Genomic DNA, 18,953 nt, shown 5'->3' with positions numbered 1-18,953 from the left:
TTATTAGTCTTTGGTAATTACAGAAACATCTACGCTCATACCAGGGCGCAGCTTGGCGATATCTTCTTTGCTACCGCTCAGTTTAATTTTAACCGGCACACGCTGTACTACTTTCACGAAGTTACCGGTAGCGTTATCCGGAGGTAGTAAAGAGAACTTAGCACCTGTAGCCGGAGAAAAATTGTACACCTCGCCCTGTATTTTCAGGTCGGGATAAGCGTCTACTTTAACGTCAACTTTTTGGCCGTTGCGTATTTTCTCTAACTGGGTTTCTTTAAAGTTTGCGGTTACGTACAGGCTGTTATCATTTACTACAGAGAACAGGGTTTGCCCTGCCTGTACCAACTGGCCTATCTGCACATTCTTTTTAGCAGCTAAACCACTTGCCGGCGATTTAATGTTGGTATATGAAAGCTGTAGTTTGGCAAAGTCAACATCGGCCTGGCGCGCGGTAACACCGGTGTTGGTTACCTTTAACTGGCTACGGGTGGTACCTACCTGCTGTTGAGCGGCTTTGTACTGGTCTAAAGCAGCCTGGTAGTTAGCCTGAGCTACCTGCAGATCGGCCTTGGCCTGGTCAAACTGCTGGCGGGTGATTGAACCGTCAGACACCAGATTGGCATAACGCTGGTAATCTTTACGCACTTTATCTAAACGGGCTTTTGCCGATTCAGCTTCGGCCCTGGCGCTTGATGAGTTGGCCGCGGTAGTATAGATCTGCGATTGGCCAACGTTAATACCTGCGCTGGCGCCCTGTTGCGCTGCTTGTGCCTGCTCAACTTTTACCTTGTAATCGCGGTCGTCTATCTTTACTAAAAGCTGGCCTTTGTTTACATGGGTGTTTTCTTCAAAGAAGATAGAATCCACATAACCACCTACACGGGCTACTACCGGGCTAATGTCGCCGTCTATCTGCGCGTCATCGGTATCTACGTGCTTGCCAAAGTATATATATTCTTTAATGCCAAAAATAGCTCCTCCTATCAGTACAATCCCCAGAATGATCGGGAGAACTCTGTTCGGTTTCTTTTTGGTTTCGGTTTCCTGAGTTGCCATTGTTTTATTGTATTATTTGTTAAGTTTTCCTGTTGATTTTAATAAGGTGTAATAAGCCAGGCCGGCATCGGCTTTGGCCAGTTCCAGGTTAATTTCGGCCTGGTAAAGTAAGGTTTGCGCGTCGGCACGGTCAATTGATGACGATATGTTGCTGCGGTATTTATTTTCCAGTATACGGTTATTTTCCTGCGCCTGGGCAATAGAGGTTTGCAGCAAAGTGATCTTATCCAGCGCTGTTTTGTAATTCTGGTAGTTTTGGTTTACCTCGTTACGGATATTATCAGCCGTGATGCCTTTGTTGATACTTACTTCCTCACGCTCCAACTGCGCTTGCTTTACTTTGTTTTTGTTGGTCCACAAAGCGCCGAAGTCCCAGCCCAGTGTTAAGCCTAATGAGATAGGTGTAATGTAGTTGCCGTTCTTAGGGATAGGGTTAGCCGCTATGCCCACATAGTAAGCGCTGCCCGAAGCCGATAGTGTAGGAGAAAGATTGGCTTTAATGCTTTTAACATTCACATCGGCTACTTTGGCACGCACATCAGCCTGCCTTAATTCGGGGCGGCTGGTTAAAGCAGTATCCAGATAGGCTGTTAAAGGCGCTATTTCTCTTGAAGCTTCGTTTATCTGGGCTATGCTCAACTGGGTATTCTCCGGCAGACCAAGCAAAATATTCATATTGTAATTAATGATCTTGCGGTTGTTCTCCAGGTCTATCCCGTTCAGCTCAATATTTGAACGCTGTAACTGGAAACGTAAAACATCATTTTTAGTCACCAGCCCCTGGTCGAAAAAGCGCTGCGCCTGTTTGATCTGCGCGTCAATAGTTACCAGGTTTTGGTCAACCACTTTTTTGCTTTGCAGCACCTTGTACAAATTGTAATAGGCGTTAATAATGGCGTAGCTTATCTGGTCCTTATCGTTATCCGCATCAAGGCGGGCAACTTCGGTAAGCAACATGGTACTTTCGCGGGCGTAGCGTAACTTGTTGCCGGCCCATATCAGCTGGTTAACCGATACCGTACCCAGCCATGCATTAGCACTGGTTGGCAGGTTAAGGGTTTCCTGGCCCAGTTTTAGGCTGTTGGCCGGTATTTGCGCACGGTTGTAACCAAAACTGGCCTTACCGGTTGGCAGTGAACGGTCTTTTGCCTGCTCATACTGTGATACAGCCTGGTCAATACGTGATTGTGATAGCTTAAGCACTTTACTGTTGGCAATGCCCAGTTTCAGCGCTTCGTCTAATGTGATGGCCCTGTCTTGCGCGAAAACGCCTTGCGCGGCAAACAAGATGAGCGCAAGTGCCATGCACCCGGCCGCCTTCAGCGTTTTGGTTAATAAAGGTTTCGGAGGTATATTATTTGTTGTCATTTTCATTCATTAAATAAGCCCTTAACAAGTTTTTCATATAAGTTTTTAAGCGTGGTTTTAGTTTTTCGTCCTGGTTCTTAGCCTCCATCACATCGTATCCTAAAATAGCCGATGACAGGTGGGGTGTATTAACGATGTAGTTTTTAGTACCAAACATGGTAGCCACCAGCAACTCTTTGTCGGCCTCTTTACTAAAGGCGCCGCTTTTTACGCCATCCTCAATGATCTGGTGAAAAACATGCACGTTCTTCATCACAATGCTGGTGATCTTATCAGTAAGCTCGGTTTTCTTCGGTTTAGATATTTCGCGGTTAAGCATAATGTGGAAGCAGTTGTTATTGATCACCTTATCCAGGTACCGGTCAACAAACTGCATGAGTTTATCCCATGCGCCAAGCGATTCATCATTGTTAATGCTTAACAGCGTTGCCTGGAAAGCGGCTATCCGGCGTTCAAATATGGCCAGGAAAACCCCTTCCTTGGAACCAAAATAGTAGCTAAGCATTGCCATGTTAACACCTGCCTCACCAGAGATCATCCGGGTGGAAGCGCCGTCATACCCATGCTCGGCAAACACCTTTTCGGCGGCGTCGAGTATGTGGTCTTTCTTATCTGTTTTTTCTTTTTCCATTTCTAACACAGCACAAAATTAATCAAGCGATTGATTAATTTGGTCATATAACTGTAAATACGTCCTAAAACACTGACAGCCAAGTACAAAAAATTAATCAAATGATTAAAAAAGGGGTGTGTACCGTTTACACGGCAGGCGGTTGTGATGTAAGCAATTATTGCACCAAAAGCCGTAAAAGTACAAAAGCCGCATCGCGCGGCTTTTGTATCAGAGCTTATTCCAATAACACAACTGATATCAACTATATTAAAACTTACTTGCACCGTAAGTTGGTATAGTTCATACAATAAGGTTTAGGTTGCTTCAAATGTATAAAGTGGCATCCGTTAAAAACCACGTAAAAACCCGTGATTTTCATTTTTCCCCGGGGACGACATCGTCTGAACTGTACCGGGTGTTAAATGACCGGATTATATCGGGCATACCCAGGCTGCTATTAAAAACTTCTTTACAATTAAGTTATATGCATCATCCTATCTTTCAGATATATTTGCCGCTATGAAACGCCTATTGCTGCTTACCCTTAGCCTGTTATTTACTTTACAGTTGTTTGCACAAACCGCACCACCAGCGGATATTGCCACCATACGGCAGAACCTGAAAAAACTGAATGTGCTGGGCAGTGTGTTGTACATAGCCGCCCACCCCGACGACGAAAACACAAGGCTGCTGGGTTACCTGGCGCAGGAAAAGCACTACCGTACCGGCTACCTTTCGCTTACGCGTGGCGATGGCGGACAAAACCTCATAGGCACAGAACAGGGCGAACTATTGGGACTGATACGCACACAGGAACTGCTGGCAGCCCGCCGGGTGGATGGCGCCGAACAGTTTTTTAGCCGTGCAAACGACTTCGGTTTTTCCAAAAACCCCGAGGAAACCCTGAAATTTTGGGATAAGGATAAAATACTGGGCGATATGGTATGGGTGATACGCAATTTCAGGCCGGATGTGATGATCTGCCGTTTCCCTACCACCGGCGAGGGTGGGCATGGCAACCACACCGCGTCGGCCATATTAGCTCTAGAGGCATTCAGCGCCGCTGCCGACCCTAAACGCTACCCGGAACAACTCAAATACGTTGGCGTATGGCAAGCTAAACGATTACTTTGGAACACCTTTAGCTTTGGCAGTATTAACACTACATCTCCCGATCAGTTTAAGATCAACGTTGGCGGTTATAACCCTATATTGGGTAAAAGCTATGGCGAAATAGCTGCTGAAAGCCGCAGCAACCACAAAACGCAGGGCTTTGGCTCGGCACGCCAGCGCGGAGCTGTGTACGAATATTTTAAAACCATTTTAGGTGATGCTCCTAAAACCGACCTGATGGATGGCGTTGACGTTACCTGGAACCGCATACCGTTTGGCGCACCCATAGCCGCTAAGGTAGCCGCTATTAATAAAGCCTTCAATAGCGATGCCCCGCAAGCTTCTATACCGGCATTGGTAGCCTTATTAAACGATGTTGACCAAACTGTTGCTACCAATAAAGCCTTCCAAACGGTAAGGCTTACCGAAGTAGCTAATTCCAGCTATGATTACTGGCACAAACAAAAAAGCAAAGAGTTAAAAGACCTCATAGCGCAATGCGCCGGTTTGTGGTTCGAGGCATATACCAAGGAACCGGTTTACGCGGTTGGGGATAAAATCAATCTTCAGCTTCAGGCCATAAATAACGGATCTATACCCATTAAGCTTTTGGGACTTGAGGAATCTGACACGTTTATCGTTCAAGCAGATAGTATCTTAAGTCAAAATCAATTGAAAACCTGGTCATACGCTTTACCTGCTGAAAAAATCTCGCAGCCCTACTGGCTGGAGTCGCCACGCAGTATAGGCAGTTATACCATTAACGACGAACAAAAAGTTGGCAACCCTGAAAACCCCGACGCGCTTGCCGTTTGGTTTGATTTTAATATCAATGGTAAAACGCTACGCTTTAAACGCACGGTTGAATACAAATATGCCGACCCGGCAAGAGGTGAGATCTACCAGCCACTGGAAATTACGCCTCCTGTAACGGCTAACATCGCCGAGCAGCTCTACGTGTTTAACAGTAAACAGCCACAAAACGTACAGCTTAAACTAAAAAGCTTTACCGGCGCAAGCGGCAGCATCAGCCTTAAACCCGTACAGGGCTGGAAGATCAGTCCGGAAAAAATAGACTTTACCAACAAAAATAAAGGCGACGAGTGGACGGCAACGTTTACCGTTACGCCTAATACCACACAAACCAGCACGGGAATTTTACAGGCCGAAATAAACGCTAATGGAAAGATGTATGACCGTGGTATACTGGACATCAGGTATAACCATATCCCGGCTATTACTATCTTCCCGCCGGCACAGGCCAAGCTGGCAAGTATTGACCTGAAAACCGCCGGCAAAAAAATAGGCTATATAGCCGGCGCCGGCGACCTGATACCCCAATCGTTACGGGAGGTGGGTTACGATGTGCATGTGCTCAATGAGAACGAGATCATCAATGGTGACCTTTCCGTTTATGACGCTATTATTACAGGCGTACGCGCGTACAATGTAAATGAGCGGTTGGCCTATGAACAGCCCCGGTTGCTGGAATATGTAAAAAACGGCGGCAACCTACTTATACAGTATAACAATAATAATGGCCTGGTCACTCGCGACATTGGCCCCTATTCTTTTACTATTGTGAACCAGCGTGTGACTGAAGAGGATGCCAAAGTAACCTTTACCGAGCCAGGGAATGCCGTACTTAACTATCCTAATAAAATAACCGATGCGGATTTTAATGATTGGGTACAGGAACGTGGCTTATACTTTGCGGATAATATAGACAGCCACTACAGCACCCCACTACAAATGAATGACAACGGCATGGCGCCTAATAAAGGAGCACTGCTGGTAAGCGACTACGGTAAGGGGCGCTTTGTATATACTTCGCTGGCATTTTTTAGAGAACTGCCTGCCGGTGTACCGGGCGCATATAGATTGTTTATTAATTTATTGAGCAAGCCTAAGAACTAATTTTAGCTGTTTTTGGCTAAAGCCGGATTTGCTTTTGTGTTCCGTCGGCTGAAGCCGACGGCAATGATTCCTTTTCATTTTATTTGCGCAATGGCATCTTACTATTCATTGCCGTCCCATTCATGGGACGGATAACAAGCAAGGCGAATTAGCCGCTTTTTTATCCGTTGGCTGAAGCCGACGGCAATGATTTCTTTACTTCATTGCCGTCCCATTCATGGGACGGATAAAAAACAATGCAAAAACTGGATCAATTAGCATCTTCGCTATCCGTCGGCTGAAGCCGGCGGCAATGATTCCTGTTACACTTCATTGCCGCCCCATTCATGGGACGCATAACAAGAAATTCGATTAGCATCTTCTCCATCCGTCGGCTGAAGCCAACGGAAATCATAGCTTTTCCATTTCATTGCCGTGCCATTCATGGGACGGATAAAATTTTTCTCTATCTTGGCTTTAGCCAAACCAATCGCTATGTCATTCGTAAAAATCTGGGTGCATTTAGTTTTCTCAACAAAGAACCGCAACCCTTGGTTACTTAAAGAGATCAGATACAAGCTGCATCAGCATATTATTCAAAACTGTAAAGAAAAAGAGATTTTTCTGCAAGCCATAAATGGCTATACCGATCATATTCATTGCCTTATATCATTAGGTAAAGAGCAAAACATTGCAAAAATAGCTAACCTCATTAAAGGTGAATCGTCATTTTGGTTTAACCGACAAGGATTTACAGAGGATGTTTTTGGGTGGCAGGATGATTATTTCGCGGTATCGGTAAGTGAATCTCAGCTCCAAACGGTTACCAATTATATAAAGAATCAAGAGCAGCACCATGCTAAAAAGTCTTTTGATAAAGAAGTAGAAGAATTTTCTGCAGCCTATGGTTGGACTGTTGTAAAGGCCTAACTATCCGTTGGCTGAAACCGGCGGATATGATTTCATTTCATTGCCGTCCCATTCACGGGATGGATAACAAACAAGGTAAATTAACATCTTCACTATCCGTCGGCTGAAGCCGACGGCAATGATTTCTTCATTTCATTACCGTCCCATTCATGGGACGGGCAGCCAGACGAGTAATTTCCACAAACAATAGCTTCTTTATTTACTTTAAAAAGATTAGGCAGCAATAGGTTATTCGTTTAAATTTGCAGAGCATTATTAAAGTAACATACTATGTCACATCATCATCACCCGCATCATCAGGAAGATAAAAGCTACGATTACATCTACTATTTGGTAGCTTTAGTATGCGGCTTATTTGTAGGCGCCGTTATTGAAAGAGGTTTTATATGGATACCTGTTGGCGGTGTTTTTGGTTTATTAACCGCAGCCGTATTCCTGAAATTCCTGGTGAGGGGCCGTGAAGAGGTCTGAAAATAGCGACCTCCCTTCATTTATAAAAAACTGGAACCAGTTTTACGGTATCGTTATCGTATGGCTGGTTTTTTTAATTTTCATATTTTGGCTCATCACTATTGCATTTGAATGAGCCTTACCGATTGGATAGTTCTCGCCGCCACGCTCCTGGGTATTGTTATTTACGGCATCCGCAAAAGCGGGCGCAGTAAAAACATAGACCAATACCTGGCCGGCGACCGCTCCCTGCCCTGGTACCATGTAGGCCTGTCAGTAATGGCTACACAGGCCAGTGCTATTACTTTTCTTTCCGCGCCGGGCCAGGCCTATACGGATGGAATGCGCTTTGTTCAGTTTTATTTTGGCCTGCCGCTGGCCATGATCGTGCTGTGCGTAACGTTTGTCCCCATCTTTCACCGGCTTAAGGTGTATACAGCCTACGAGTTCCTCGAAAACCGTTTCGATCTCAAAACCCGCACGCTAACCGCCATACTATTCCTTGTACAGCGCGGGCTTTCAACCGCTATTACCATTTACGCGCCTGCCATTATCTTATCAGGCATTTTACACATCAACACCACTTATACCACCTTATTTATAGGATGCATGGTATTGTTTTATACGGTTTATGGCGGTGCAAAAGCCGTATCATACACGCAATTGCTGCAAATGAGTATCATATTCGCGGGCATGTTCTTAGCGGGATGCTTTGTAGTGATGCTTTTACCCGGCGACGTAGGTTTTATAAAAGCCATTAAACTGGCCGGGGCACAAGGGCGCATGAATGTTATCGACTGGAAATTCGACCCCGAAAACCGGTATAACATCTGGAGTGGCATTATCGGCGGTTTCTTCCTTCAGCTATCTTATTTTGGTACAGATCAAAGCCAGGTAGGTAGGTATTTAACCGGGAGTTCTGTAGGTCAAAGCCGCCTGGGCCTCATCATGAACGGCTTGGTAAAAATACCTATGCAATTCCTTATCCTGCTGATAGGTATACTGGTATTCGCCTTCTATCAGTACCACAAACCGCCCGTATTTTTTAATAATTACGAAGTTGAACAGGTAAAAAAAGGGAGCTACGCTGCACCATTTAAACAACTGGAACAGCAATACAACGTAGCTTTTGAACGCAAAAAATTAAGTGTGCAACAGTTTAACCGTGCCCAGGATAGCCGGAACGAACAGCGTATAGCCACGGCGAAAAAAGAACTGATCAATACTGGTGCCGAGCTCGATACCATAAGGCAGCGGGTCGTAAACATCCTGAAAAAGAGCAGCGGCAACCCTAATATTAACGATACTAATTATGTGTTCCTAACCTTTGTAACCCAGTACCTGCCCCGCGGGTTGATCGGCTTACTCATCGCCATTATTTTCCTGGCCTCAATGGGGTCGACAGCGAGTGGCATCAACGCGCTGGCATCAACAACAGTGGTAGATATTTATAAACGTGTGGTATCTCCCGGCGCCTCCCAGCAACGCTACGTGAACGCTTCGCGACTGGCAACCTTATTTTGGGGCACAGTGTGCATTGTTATGGCATTGTATGCCGGCAAAATAGGTAACCTGCTCGAAGCCGTTAACCAGTTAGGCTCATACCTTTATGGCACTATACTGGGCGTATTTGTAGTGGCCTTTTACATAAAACCTATAAAGGGCACGCCCGTGTTTATTGCCGCTATTATTACAGAAATGATTATTTGTGTAATGGGTTATTATGAGACTGTGGCCTATTTGTGGCTTAACGCTATCGGCTGCATAGGTGTAATTGTAATAGCCCTGCTCATCAATACCTTTTGGAGCGGTAAAAACCAATCGGCCAACAAGCAAATTACAAACGGTTAAAACTATTTTGCGGCAAGGCCTTTTAGTAGTAGATACAAATTGCTAATGGCCAAAAACAGAACATCCATATACAGCGCGCTTATTGCCAACCTGCTTATAGCCCTTACAAAATTTACAGCCGGCGGGTTTACCAACAGCTCATCCATGATATCAGAAGGCATACATTCCCTGGTAGACACCGTTGACCAGGTGCTATTGCTTTACGGGCTTAAGCGCAGCAAAAAAGCGCCCGATGTTACGCATCCTTTCGGTTATGGTAAGGAGCTCTACTTTTGGTCGTTCATTGTATCTATCCTCATCTTTGGTTTGGGCGGAGGTATTTCCATATACCAGGGCATACAGCACATCATACGTCCCGAACCTGTGAAAGACCCATTGTGGAACTATATCGTGCTCGGCTTATCGCTAATTTTTGAAGGCAGCTCTTTACTGATAGCCACCAAAGAGTTTAACCGTGTACGTAACGGTCTCAGCTGGTGGAAAGCTATTGTTAAAAGTAAAGACCCCAGTAGTTTCCTGGTACTGTTTGAGGACGGCGCCGCTGTACTGGGCTTGCTTATCGTTTTTGTATTTATGCTGATAGGGCATAATTTCAACCTGCCTTATATGGACGGTGTGGCCTCGGTACTGGTTGGGCTGTTACTGGTATTGGTATCGGCCATATTGGCCCGGGAAAGCCGAAGCCTGCTAATGGGTGAAGGCATAGCGCCGGAAACGCAACAAAAAATCCGCGCCATTGCCGAGAAGGACCCGGCCGTTATAAAAGTAGTTAACGTATTATCCACCTATCAATCGCCTGAGGATGTAACCCTTATGCTCATTATTGATTTTGACCCCGATATTGATACCGAAGATATTACCGCGGCCATTGAGCGTATAAGGGAGGCCATAAAAACTACCTTTCCGCTTATTAAGCTGGTATTTGTGCAGCCGCAAACTTATAGCATACTGCCCGGCACCCTTGGTACGGAACAAAAAAAGCCCTGAATAGTTATTCAGGGCTTTCATCATATTTTTTGAGCCAGATCAATCTTTAGCCTGGTCAATTACAGCCTCGTTAAGGCGTACGTACTCATCGTCGTTACTATCTTTAGCAAGCTTTATCCCCTCTTTGGCGGTGGCAATAGCCGCGGCTTTATCGCCCATTTTTAATTGAATACGTGCTTTCCATAATTTGAACCATGGCGCGGATGGCTCCAGCTTTTCAGCCTCTAAAGCCCATTGCATGGCTTTCTTCAGGTCCTTATTGTTTTCATAGTAATACTGTATAGCATTAAAATAAGGGCGTTTTTTTATCTCACCCTGCATCAACTTATCAATGTTGGCAGTAATTTGGGCATCATCATCCGTTTCCATGTGGATAGGTACGGCGGTATGGTCCCAAACAATGTACATATCGGTACTTTTGGTGGTAGAGTTGGCGAAAGAGATGGTAAACGTTTCCCTTTTTTCTTTTACGTTGATGGGTTTAACATTAAAGCGCAGGTAATCATCGGCCTCTTTATAAGAGTAAGCACCCCACTGTTTAACCGTTTTGTTGAGAATAATGGTCCATACATCTTTATTAGGAATACTAAAAAGCGAATAAGTACCGGGTGCTACCTTGTGGCCCTCAATAACCACATTCTCGGTAAAGTTAATGGTAGTAGCCGCGTTAGCACCTGTACGCCAAACCTGCCCGTAAGGGTTAATACCGCCAAATATCTTACGGCCCTTTACGTTTGGCCGCGAATAGGTGATGCTTATTTTGCCAAGGCCAAAATCCTGGATAATAGTTTGGGTTGAGCTTGCCTCGGGTATGCGTGGCTCCTGCTGAGCGTAGCTGTTTAAGCCCGCGCATAAAAATAATATGGCAAACAGATAGATCTTAGTTTTTCTCATCGTAAAAATTTACCACTAAGGTAACAATTAACAGATGAAATTTTTGTGAAATGGTTTAATGCCAGTTGCTAATTTCCTTAAAAAAATAAAAGCCCTCCAGACTTGCTCCGGAGGACTTTCAACCTAAACCTTATCACAATTAACCGGTAAGTTTACCGGTATGTTGATTTAATAACAAACACTATACCAAAATATCACCAGCACAACCCTTATGTGTCAAACAGACACCACCAGGGGCTTTTTGTAAATTAAATTTATATATAGTACTGACAAATAGCCATTAACACGTTGAAATTTTGTCTACATATAGTGACATTTTTACCCCTTTGACATGCCACGGCGGCGTAATACCTTATCCATTACGAACAAACCCATTACCATATCAAAGAATAAGAACCCTTTACCTATAGGCCCTGTAAACAAGCCATTTAATTGGCTAACGGGTACCTTGGTGTAATCTGTTAATTTCCCCGGTGCCGACAGTTTTATGGAACTTAACGCGTACACCAGCAATACAGCAATGGTAAGGATGAAGAATAACGATATACCCCAGATAATGCGACTGTCCACACGGGCTTTTAAAGGCACGCGCGCTTCTTCGGCCCTTATGCACTCCATTACGTTGTAAGTAAATGCCATTGAGGGTTCATCTTCTTCCATCCCATCTATGGTACTGTTCAGTACCTGCAACTCATTGTACTTTTTATGGTACACTTCGTCGGTTTCTATGAGCATTTTTATCGCTTCAGCCTCTTGCGGAGTGCAGTTTCCGTCGATATAATCCCATAGCTTTTCTTCAATTGTACTCATATCAATTCATTTACTTCATTTCCCAGGCTGCGTTCGAGGTTTTGTTTTAAACGCTGCCGGGCCCTGAAAAGTTTAACCTTTACCGTGTTGGGTTCTATACCCATTACTTTACTTATCTCCTCTAATGATTGCTCGCCTTTATAAAACAGCGTAATAACGGTAGCATCATCAGGCATCAGTTCATCAATAGCCTTGTTTAAATAAAACGAGCGCGATCTGCCTTCGGCACTGTGCTCGTCCATTCCGTATGTCTTATTCTCGATCTGCATATAAGTAGACTCGTCATCTATCGACGACGTATCTACCCTTTTCTTACGCAGCAGCGTCATAGCTGTGGTGTAAACAATAGTATATAGCCAGGTAGAGAATTTAGATTGCTGCTGAAACGAACTAAGCGATCTATAAGCCTTCACAAAACAATCCTGCGCTACTTCTTCGGCATCTTCCCGGTTTTTTACAAAACGCATAGCAAGCGTAAACACTAAACGCTGGTGGCGTTTCACCAGGGCGGCATAGGCCGACTGGTCACCATTGAGCGTATCTTGTATAAGTTCTATGTCAGAAAGCTTGCTTTGCATTACTATCTACTCTGACAACACTTCCGTAAATTAGGTTACATGCCAATTTAACATTTTTAACTATTACATAGCTTGTACACTAATCATATAGGATGGGTGCGAATGAGGCCCTAAAAAATCTGTACTTTTTTATGCATAGGGTGTAACCTGTTTAAAAATTATGTGGTCATAGCATTCAAATACACCATAGTGCTGCAGCACTTTAAACAAATCAGTTAACAACAAAAAAATACATATCATGGATAACGCAGAAATATTAATACCCATTTTAGTGCCCCTTGGCCTTTTCGCTTTAATTTTCGGGATCTTTTACATGAGGAACCGCGAACGTATGGCAATGATAGAGCGCGGTATGGACCCCAGGGTAAACAGACCTAAACCCGCCCCCTGGGAAAACCTTAAGTGGGGGTTACTGCTTGTAGGCTCCGGCCTTGGTTTGTTCCTGGCCTTTTTACTGGACCGCAACATGTACTCAAGCAACAGCGACGAAAACGCGGCTATCTACTTCGCGCTGATAGGTATATTTGGCGGCATAGGCCTGATCATCTCCTACCGGATAGAGAAAAAGGAGCTGCACGAAAATCACCGCCCGGAATAAGCGCGCCAGTTAACGTAAAAGGCAGCGCTGAGCAATCAGCGCTGCTTTTTTATTGCTGGTACCTTTCCTCAATCAAATTGAGGTGATAAAGTTCGTGCCCGGCAGTCATGTGAACCAATGCGGCTACATTCACCAGATTACCGCTTGCAACACCTGAGCGTGTGAGCTGTTCATGGCTAAACGAACGGTATAAATACAATGTGGCCTCGCGCAAGGCTTTGTACTCGCCTGCCAGGTCGAGTATATCGCGGTTGTTATAATCGGTACTGTTGATATAGGTGTCCTGGTCAAAACCCGGCAGCGAGATATCCTCCCGCGAGAAAACAAAGGCCCGGTAAGAGAATACCCTTTCCGTATCGATCATATGCCCCAATACCTCTTTTAAGGTCCATTTGCCTTCGGCGTAGGTATACATGGCCTGCTCATTGGATAGGCTGCTAAAAAAGTCAAATGTTTTTTGCTGGTTATCCTTTAACACCTGCAATACATCGGCATTATCGGGCACCAGATCAATGTACGTGGCAAAATAAGGCCGGTACTCATCATACCTTGGTTTCTTTATCATATTTAATAGTTTTGAGTACTATCCTGAAGGTGGTTCCTTTGCCTATTTCAGAGTCCTTTACAAATATCTGCCCGTTATGATAGTTCTGGATAATACGCTTGGTAAGCGATAAACCCAGCCCCCAGCCACGCTGGCGGGTGGTGTAACCAGGCTGGAAAACAGTATCAAACTTAGACCGTGGTATACCTTTACCCGTATCGCTGATATCAATAAAGATAAGTTTCTTCTGCTTATTTCCGTGTATCTGTACTTTAATGGTACCCGGCCCCTCAATAGCGTTTACGGCATTTTTTAACAGGTTTTCCAGCACCCAATCAAACAACGGGATGTTAAGCCCTGCTATAAGGCGGCGGTTGCCGGTCATTTCAAAAGTAATGCGGCTGCTTACGCGCACCCTAAAATAATCAACAAAATCTTTTACCACCGTATATACGGAGTGGTCTTCCAGCTGAGGTTTGGAGCCTATCTTGGAGAAACGGTCGGCCACAATTTCCAGGCGTTTAACATCGTTTTCCATTTCGCCCATCAGCGGGTCGTTTTCGGCGTTGAACTTTTCCTTCATCAGCTCAATCCAGGCCATGAGTGATGATATAGGCGTACCCAACTGGTGTGCGGTTTCTTTTGCCAGGCCTACCCAAACCTGGTTCTGTTCCGATCGCCGCGACGAGCTGAAGGCCGTGTATGCCACCACCAAAAATATAGCTATTACCGACAGCTGTATGTAAGGGAAAATCTTTAACTGCGTAAGCAGGGCCGAATCTTTATAATATACCAGGAAGGTATCATTCAGCATCGTGATCTTAAAGGGTTCGTGCTGGCTTTTCATGTAGGCCAGTTCGTCCTGAAAGTATTGTGGGTCGTAGGTTTTCTTACTGGCCTTTAACTCCTGCGGATCAAGCTTGATATAGGTTTTGGTGGTGTCCAGCCCACGGGTGGTCTGTATCTGTCCTTTTGTATTGGTTAAAATGGCAGGCACCACCAGGCTGTCGCGCACCGCGAAAACATATGATAGAAAATCGTTATCATAGGTATTGGCCAGTTGTTTCATGCTCAGTGCCCATACCTGCGCGCGTGTACGCTCGCTTCGCGCAATGTTTTTAACAAGGTAACTGGTATAGAAAACTGAGCCGCTGGCAATAACTACCGCGAAGGCGAGCAAAAAATATTTCCAGCGTCGTTTTTGTTCGTAAGGGTTCATAAACAGGCAGTCAAATAACGCATTTTTTTCGGAGTAGCGAAATTACCGGTATGGCAACGGCTTTATTGCAGCCCTGCTTCTACCCGCTCAATTACGTCAGACAGTTCTCCCGCCCGCTTTTCCCAGGTATTGCTTTCGGCCATTTTTAAGCGCGATGCCCTTTTGGCGGCATTATCCTGAGCGATCTCCTCTTTTAAAGCGTTTAAAAAATCCTCCTTTTCGTCGGTTATCTTCACCAGGCCGGCAAAATCGCTCATGTCTCCAAAATTGGTACTCACTACCGGCAGCCCTGCGGCCAGGTATTCGTTTATTTTCATGGGGTAAATACCACTGGTGAGGTCGTCCTTAACAAAGGGGATAATACCTGCGCTAAACGTTTGCAGGTAGGCCGGTAATTCCTCGGGGCGCTTTGCTCCCTCTACCTTCACATTGGGGTACTTTTTAAGGATATTTAAGCCCCGCTCGCTCAGGATGCGACCAACAAATACAAATTGCGCATCGGGCATATGGGTAAACAAATGTTCCAGTATATCGTAGTTGCTGCGTTCATCAATAGTGCCTACATAACCTACAATGGTTTTAGAAGTATCGGGCTCACTTTTGAACCCCTTTTTAAACAGGTCAACCTTTACGGCGTTTTTTACAATGTAGCATTGTTTGCTGCCGTCCTTTTTGCTCTCATACAGCCCCTGCGAGGTAACAATTACCGCGTCGGCCATTTTCATGAACAGGGCTTCCAGGCGCAGCCCGTGCCGGCTAAGCCACGCCGCGGCGCCTTTTATCTCATCATAACAATGGTAAATAAGTGTTTTTTCATTGAATTTTCGCCCTGTCATTACGCCCATACCGGGGTTAAAGGAGGTAAAGTTGATCAGCTCCTCTTGCATATGGAGCCGCTTCAAGGCCTTTTTTACCGTCCTTCGCAGCAGCCATCCGTTAAACTTTAGCAGGTTACTGTAAAGGGCTCCTTCCGGTAAAAAGCTCACCGGGAAAACCAACGGCGGAAACAGTACATGCACCACGCCGCCGCCTTCGGTTTGCACCTGCCTGATGCGGCTCCTTAACCCGAAAACTTTTTTAAAATCTATCTTATCCTTATTGTTAACGCCAAGCAGGGCATCCTTGTAGGTATAAGCATTCTCTACAAAAAGCACCCTGTTACCCACCGATAATACTTTCATTAACTCTACCACGGCCTTAATGTAATTACCATTCCACTCGGTACCGCTGATGCAAAGTATGTTTCGGTTTTTTAACATGGATGTTTTTGTGAGTGTCTAAACTACCTTTTTAACGTGGTACTTAAACTATTTGATGCGCAAAAAGCTTAATTTTTGTTAAAAATATAAGATATGCTTTAAAATTATCTATAATTTTTCCCCTACCTTTAAAACCGCATAACTACCCATACACCATGCCTGATAATAAATTGTACGTGCACTACGGTTGCGGACAAACCGCACCTCCTGAATGGAAAAACTTTGATGTTTCGCCTACCCTGGTGATCCAGAATACGCCGGTGATCGGCTACCTGCTTAAGAACAGCCTGGGGCAGGTTTTTGATAAAAATGTGCAGTACGGCGATATTACCAAAGGCCTGCCAGGGATAAAGGATAACACTGCCGATGGCGTGTACTGCTCGCACGTGCTGGAACATATGTCGCTGGAACATTTCAGGATAGCGTTACGCAATACCTATAAAATGCTGAAACCCGGCGGTATTTTCAGGATAATTATGCCCGACCTGGAAGTATTGGTACGCGATTATATTACCGATAAAGATGTAAAGCATGACCCGGAAGCATCCATCCGCCTGATCAAACGGATGATGATGGGTGTTGAAGTAAGGCCGCGCAGCTTTAAGGCGGTTACCAAACATTTGTTTGGCTACCTGGAACACCTTTGGCTTTGGGACTGGGAATCTACCGAAAAAGAGTTACGCGATGCAGGTTTTACCAACATTCGCCGTTGCGAGTTCAATGACTCGGCCGACCCTATGTTTAAACTGGTTGAAAACCCAAAACGCTGGGAACTGGTAGTTAAATTTGAATGTATTAAGTAAAGCGTTAAGCGATGACATTTAGGCATTTATTAGGCTCAATTGATATCGAGCTTTTTCGCACTGATTTTTGGGGCAAAAAGACGTTATTGATTCAGCGTAATGATAATTCCTATTACAACACCATCATCTGTAAAGAACAGATTGAAAGCTTTTTTAAACGAAGAGACCTCCGCTTTTCCGACGTTAGCCTGCTTGAGAGTATTATACCCATAGATGAGTATGCAAAACCTATTGAAGCGAGACAATTTACCAACGAGAGGCTCGTTTATCCGCCTGCACTGCTTGAACACTATAAGAATGGTGAAATTATTTGTATAAAAAATCCTGAAAAAAGTTTTTCCGGCGTTAGAAAATGCCAATTTGGGCTTGTAAAGGAATTCAATACCTGTATTGATATCTCACTTTTTCTTATTCCAGTAAAAAAAGGAGATACGATTCTTAGAAATACCAAAAATTGCCTTCACTTAATTATTTCAGGCATTTTATCTGCTCAAACAGATGATACAGATTTTAAACACTTAGCCGCCGGCGACTTGTTATATATTAGTGAGGAAGAAATAGCTTATTCAGCAGTTAGCGAAGATGTTATAATCCTTCAACTGCATTTAAATACACCCACATTTTATAATTTACTAAGCGATACATTGGAACATGTAATTGAAAATTACAGCATTATTCGCGAATCTATTATTCCCCAATTTTGTGATCATGACTTTTCTGAAAAATTAGAGGAGATTAAAAATCTCATAGAAAACGAAGCTGGCTTAGTTTTTAAAAATACGATCGAAAAAAATTGCATTACAATAAATTATGTAGATCAGTCTGACAGGTTCTTCGATTACCTTCAATTAAAGTCTATCTCATCTGAAACCATAGTGGCGATAAGACAAGTGCCGGCTACTGAAATATTGATCGGAGATCCCGATAATTATGCACTTTTGAAACTTACCAATAACAGCTTATTTATTAATAAAGCTCAATATGATATTGTAGAAAAAATTGTGGCCGTTGGCAGACTAACTGTTAGAGAAGCTTTGACTGTTGAAGAAAATGATATAAAATTTATAGAAGTACTGATCGAGAAAGGTTTGTTAAAAATTAATAATGAATAATCTTTTTAATTTTATACTGTCGCCAATACCTGACAAACAATTTTTTAACGAATATTGGGACCAGGCGTTTCTAAATATCAAAAGGAATGATGCTGACTATTATAAAAACATAATTGATTTAAAAGACATCAATCATTTTTTATCAAAGCAAGACACCCGGTTTCCATCAATCAGAGTAGCGCGTAATGGTTTAGAATTACCATTTATCGAATACACAGACATAGATATTGCAGAAGATTCTTTTGCAGCACCCATCATTAATACTGATAAACTGTTTAATTGCTTTTATGAGGGCGCGACCATTGTGTTGCAAAGAATGAAGTATAGCCTTGAAAGTTTATCAAATTTTACAGCTGAGTTAGAAAGATTGCTAAACTTCAGAACGGAAACAAACATTTTTATTACTCCTGAGAATGCGAAAGGCTTTAACGCGCATTACGACAATCACAATGTAGTAATACTTCAGTTATACGGAAAAAAAACCTGGAACCTATATGATATCAACAAGAAACAACCAATACTAAGCGAGTCTTACAAACAGCTTAATTACGAAGGAATTGAACCCTGTAAAGTAATAGAACTTTTGCCGGGAGATTTGCTTTATATACCAAGAGGAATGGTTCATGAAGCAGTAACAGTTAAAGAATCTTCGGTACACCTTACGTTAGGCCTTTTTCCCGATACGTGGGCGGATGTGTTCAGGAGCGCCTTAAGCAGTATTAAAAACGAGGAAATACTCTCACAGCAGATATTTACCCCAACAGATATAGCCAAAAAAGAAACAAGTGATGAATATTTAAAGATGGTAAAATCTTTTTTAGACAATTTAGAATTTTAAATAAAAGGGATGCCCAGTATGTGCATCCCTTTAT

At 43.8% G+C, this 18,953-nt stretch carries 18 protein-coding genes; 9 read left to right on the top strand and 9 right to left on the bottom strand.

The window, feature by feature from the left end; translation table 11 throughout:
* Positions 1–3: 3 nt before the first annotated feature.
* From CKK33_RS05920 to CKK33_RS05910, 3 genes are read right to left on the bottom strand one after another with little or no spacing between them, the layout of a single operon-like run.
* Positions 4–1,056, bottom strand: coding sequence for an HlyD family secretion protein (locus tag CKK33_RS05920; protein WP_095703221.1), 1,053 nt, complete (start codon positions 1,054–1,056; stop codon positions 4–6).
* Positions 1,057–1,068: 12 nt separating this feature from the next.
* Positions 1,069–2,424 carry a TolC family protein gene (locus CKK33_RS05915; RefSeq protein WP_198952445.1) on the bottom strand — a complete coding sequence of 452 codons (1,356 nt, stop codon included), beginning with the start codon at positions 2,422–2,424 and terminating at the stop codon, positions 1,069–1,071.
* Positions 2,411–3,055 carry a TetR/AcrR family transcriptional regulator gene (locus CKK33_RS05910; RefSeq protein WP_095703219.1) on the bottom strand — a complete coding sequence of 215 codons (645 nt, stop codon included), beginning with the start codon at positions 3,053–3,055 and terminating at the stop codon, positions 2,411–2,413. Before CKK33_RS05910 ends, CKK33_RS05915 begins: the two co-directional genes overlap by 14 nt.
* Positions 3,056–3,556: 501 nt before the next feature.
* Here CKK33_RS05910 and CKK33_RS05900 point away from each other — a divergent pair.
* The 5 genes from CKK33_RS05900 (at position 3,557) to CKK33_RS05880 (ending at position 10,264) form a co-directional block, all read left to right on the top strand.
* Complete coding sequence (locus tag CKK33_RS05900; RefSeq protein ID WP_095703217.1) at positions 3,557–6,067, top strand: PIG-L family deacetylase; 2,511 nt, start codon at positions 3,557–3,559, stop codon at positions 6,065–6,067.
* Between the two features lie 474 nt (positions 6,068–6,541).
* A complete protein-coding gene (gene tnpA, locus CKK33_RS05895) occupies positions 6,542–6,976 on the top strand; it encodes an IS200/IS605 family transposase (protein ID WP_095703216.1) in 435 nt (144 codons plus the stop codon).
* A gap of 270 nt (positions 6,977–7,246) precedes the next feature.
* Positions 7,247–7,447: a hypothetical protein gene (locus CKK33_RS05890; RefSeq protein WP_095703215.1), complete on the top strand. Its 201-nt coding sequence runs from the start codon at positions 7,247–7,249 to the stop codon at positions 7,445–7,447.
* Positions 7,448–7,558: 111 nt separating this feature from the next.
* On the top strand, positions 7,559–9,277 hold the full coding sequence (locus CKK33_RS05885) for a sodium:solute symporter (RefSeq protein ID WP_095703214.1): 1,719 nt from the start codon (positions 7,559–7,561) through the stop codon (positions 9,275–9,277).
* A 45-nt stretch (positions 9,278–9,322) separates the two neighbouring features.
* Entirely contained in the window at positions 9,323–10,264 is a 942-nt protein-coding gene (locus tag CKK33_RS05880; protein ID WP_095703213.1) for a cation diffusion facilitator family transporter, read from the top strand.
* A 39-nt stretch (positions 10,265–10,303) separates the two neighbouring features.
* Here CKK33_RS05880 and CKK33_RS05875 read toward each other — a convergent pair whose 3' ends face one another.
* From CKK33_RS05875 to CKK33_RS05865, 3 genes are all read right to left on the bottom strand, one after another.
* The gene (locus tag CKK33_RS05875) at positions 10,304–11,158 is read right to left on the bottom strand and encodes a DUF2911 domain-containing protein (protein ID WP_095703212.1); all 855 of its coding nucleotides are present in this window, start codon (positions 11,156–11,158) and stop codon (positions 10,304–10,306) included.
* A 318-nt stretch (positions 11,159–11,476) separates the two neighbouring features.
* On the bottom strand, positions 11,477–11,968 hold the full coding sequence (locus CKK33_RS05870; protein WP_095703211.1) for a hypothetical protein: 492 nt from the start codon (positions 11,966–11,968) through the stop codon (positions 11,477–11,479).
* Positions 11,965–12,546 carry an RNA polymerase sigma factor gene (locus CKK33_RS05865; RefSeq protein WP_095703210.1) on the bottom strand — a complete coding sequence of 194 codons (582 nt, stop codon included), beginning with the start codon at positions 12,544–12,546 and terminating at the stop codon, positions 11,965–11,967. Before CKK33_RS05865 ends, CKK33_RS05870 begins: the two co-directional genes overlap by 4 nt.
* Positions 12,547–12,784: 238 nt before the next feature.
* Here CKK33_RS05865 and CKK33_RS05860 point away from each other — a divergent pair, with 238 nt between their 5' ends.
* Positions 12,785–13,144 (top strand): DUF6249 domain-containing protein, encoded by a 360-nt coding sequence (locus tag CKK33_RS05860; RefSeq protein ID WP_233138153.1) that lies wholly within the window; start codon positions 12,785–12,787, stop codon positions 13,142–13,144.
* 49 nt (positions 13,145–13,193) lie between these two features.
* Here the strand turns inward: CKK33_RS05860 and CKK33_RS05855 are convergent, their stop codons facing one another.
* The 3 genes from CKK33_RS05855 to CKK33_RS05845 all read right to left on the bottom strand — a co-directional run bounded on the left by CKK33_RS05855 (position 13,194) and on the right by CKK33_RS05845 (position 16,166).
* A complete protein-coding gene (locus CKK33_RS05855; RefSeq protein ID WP_095703209.1) occupies positions 13,194–13,709 on the bottom strand; it encodes a DinB family protein in 516 nt (171 codons plus the stop codon).
* Positions 13,687–14,907 carry a HAMP domain-containing sensor histidine kinase gene (locus tag CKK33_RS05850; protein WP_095703208.1) on the bottom strand — a complete coding sequence of 407 codons (1,221 nt, stop codon included), beginning with the start codon at positions 14,905–14,907 and terminating at the stop codon, positions 13,687–13,689. The genes CKK33_RS05855 and CKK33_RS05850 overlap by 23 nt, the downstream gene beginning before the upstream one ends.
* Positions 14,908–14,969: 62 nt before the next feature.
* Complete coding sequence (locus CKK33_RS05845) at positions 14,970–16,166, bottom strand: glycosyltransferase (RefSeq protein ID WP_095703207.1); 1,197 nt, start codon at positions 16,164–16,166, stop codon at positions 14,970–14,972.
* A 155-nt stretch (positions 16,167–16,321) separates the two neighbouring features.
* Here CKK33_RS05845 and CKK33_RS05840 point away from each other — a divergent pair, with 155 nt between their 5' ends.
* From CKK33_RS05840 to CKK33_RS05830, 3 genes are read left to right on the top strand one after another with little or no spacing between them, the layout of a single operon-like run.
* On the top strand, positions 16,322–16,969 hold the full coding sequence (locus CKK33_RS05840) for a methyltransferase domain-containing protein (protein ID WP_198952444.1): 648 nt from the start codon (positions 16,322–16,324) through the stop codon (positions 16,967–16,969).
* A gap of 11 nt (positions 16,970–16,980) precedes the next feature.
* A complete protein-coding gene (locus tag CKK33_RS05835) occupies positions 16,981–18,081 on the top strand; it encodes a hypothetical protein (RefSeq protein WP_095703206.1) in 1,101 nt (366 codons plus the stop codon).
* On the top strand, positions 18,074–18,919 hold the full coding sequence (locus CKK33_RS05830; RefSeq protein WP_095703205.1) for a cupin domain-containing protein: 846 nt from the start codon (positions 18,074–18,076) through the stop codon (positions 18,917–18,919). The genes CKK33_RS05835 and CKK33_RS05830 overlap by 8 nt, the downstream gene beginning before the upstream one ends.
* The last annotated feature ends 34 nt before the right edge of the window (positions 18,920–18,953 follow it).

The organism is Mucilaginibacter sp. MD40 (assembly GCF_002288635.1).
GTDB lineage: Bacteria > Bacteroidota > Bacteroidia > Sphingobacteriales > Sphingobacteriaceae > Mucilaginibacter.
Note: the sequence above shows the minus strand (reverse complement) of the source record. Positions and strands in the feature narration are given on the sequence as shown.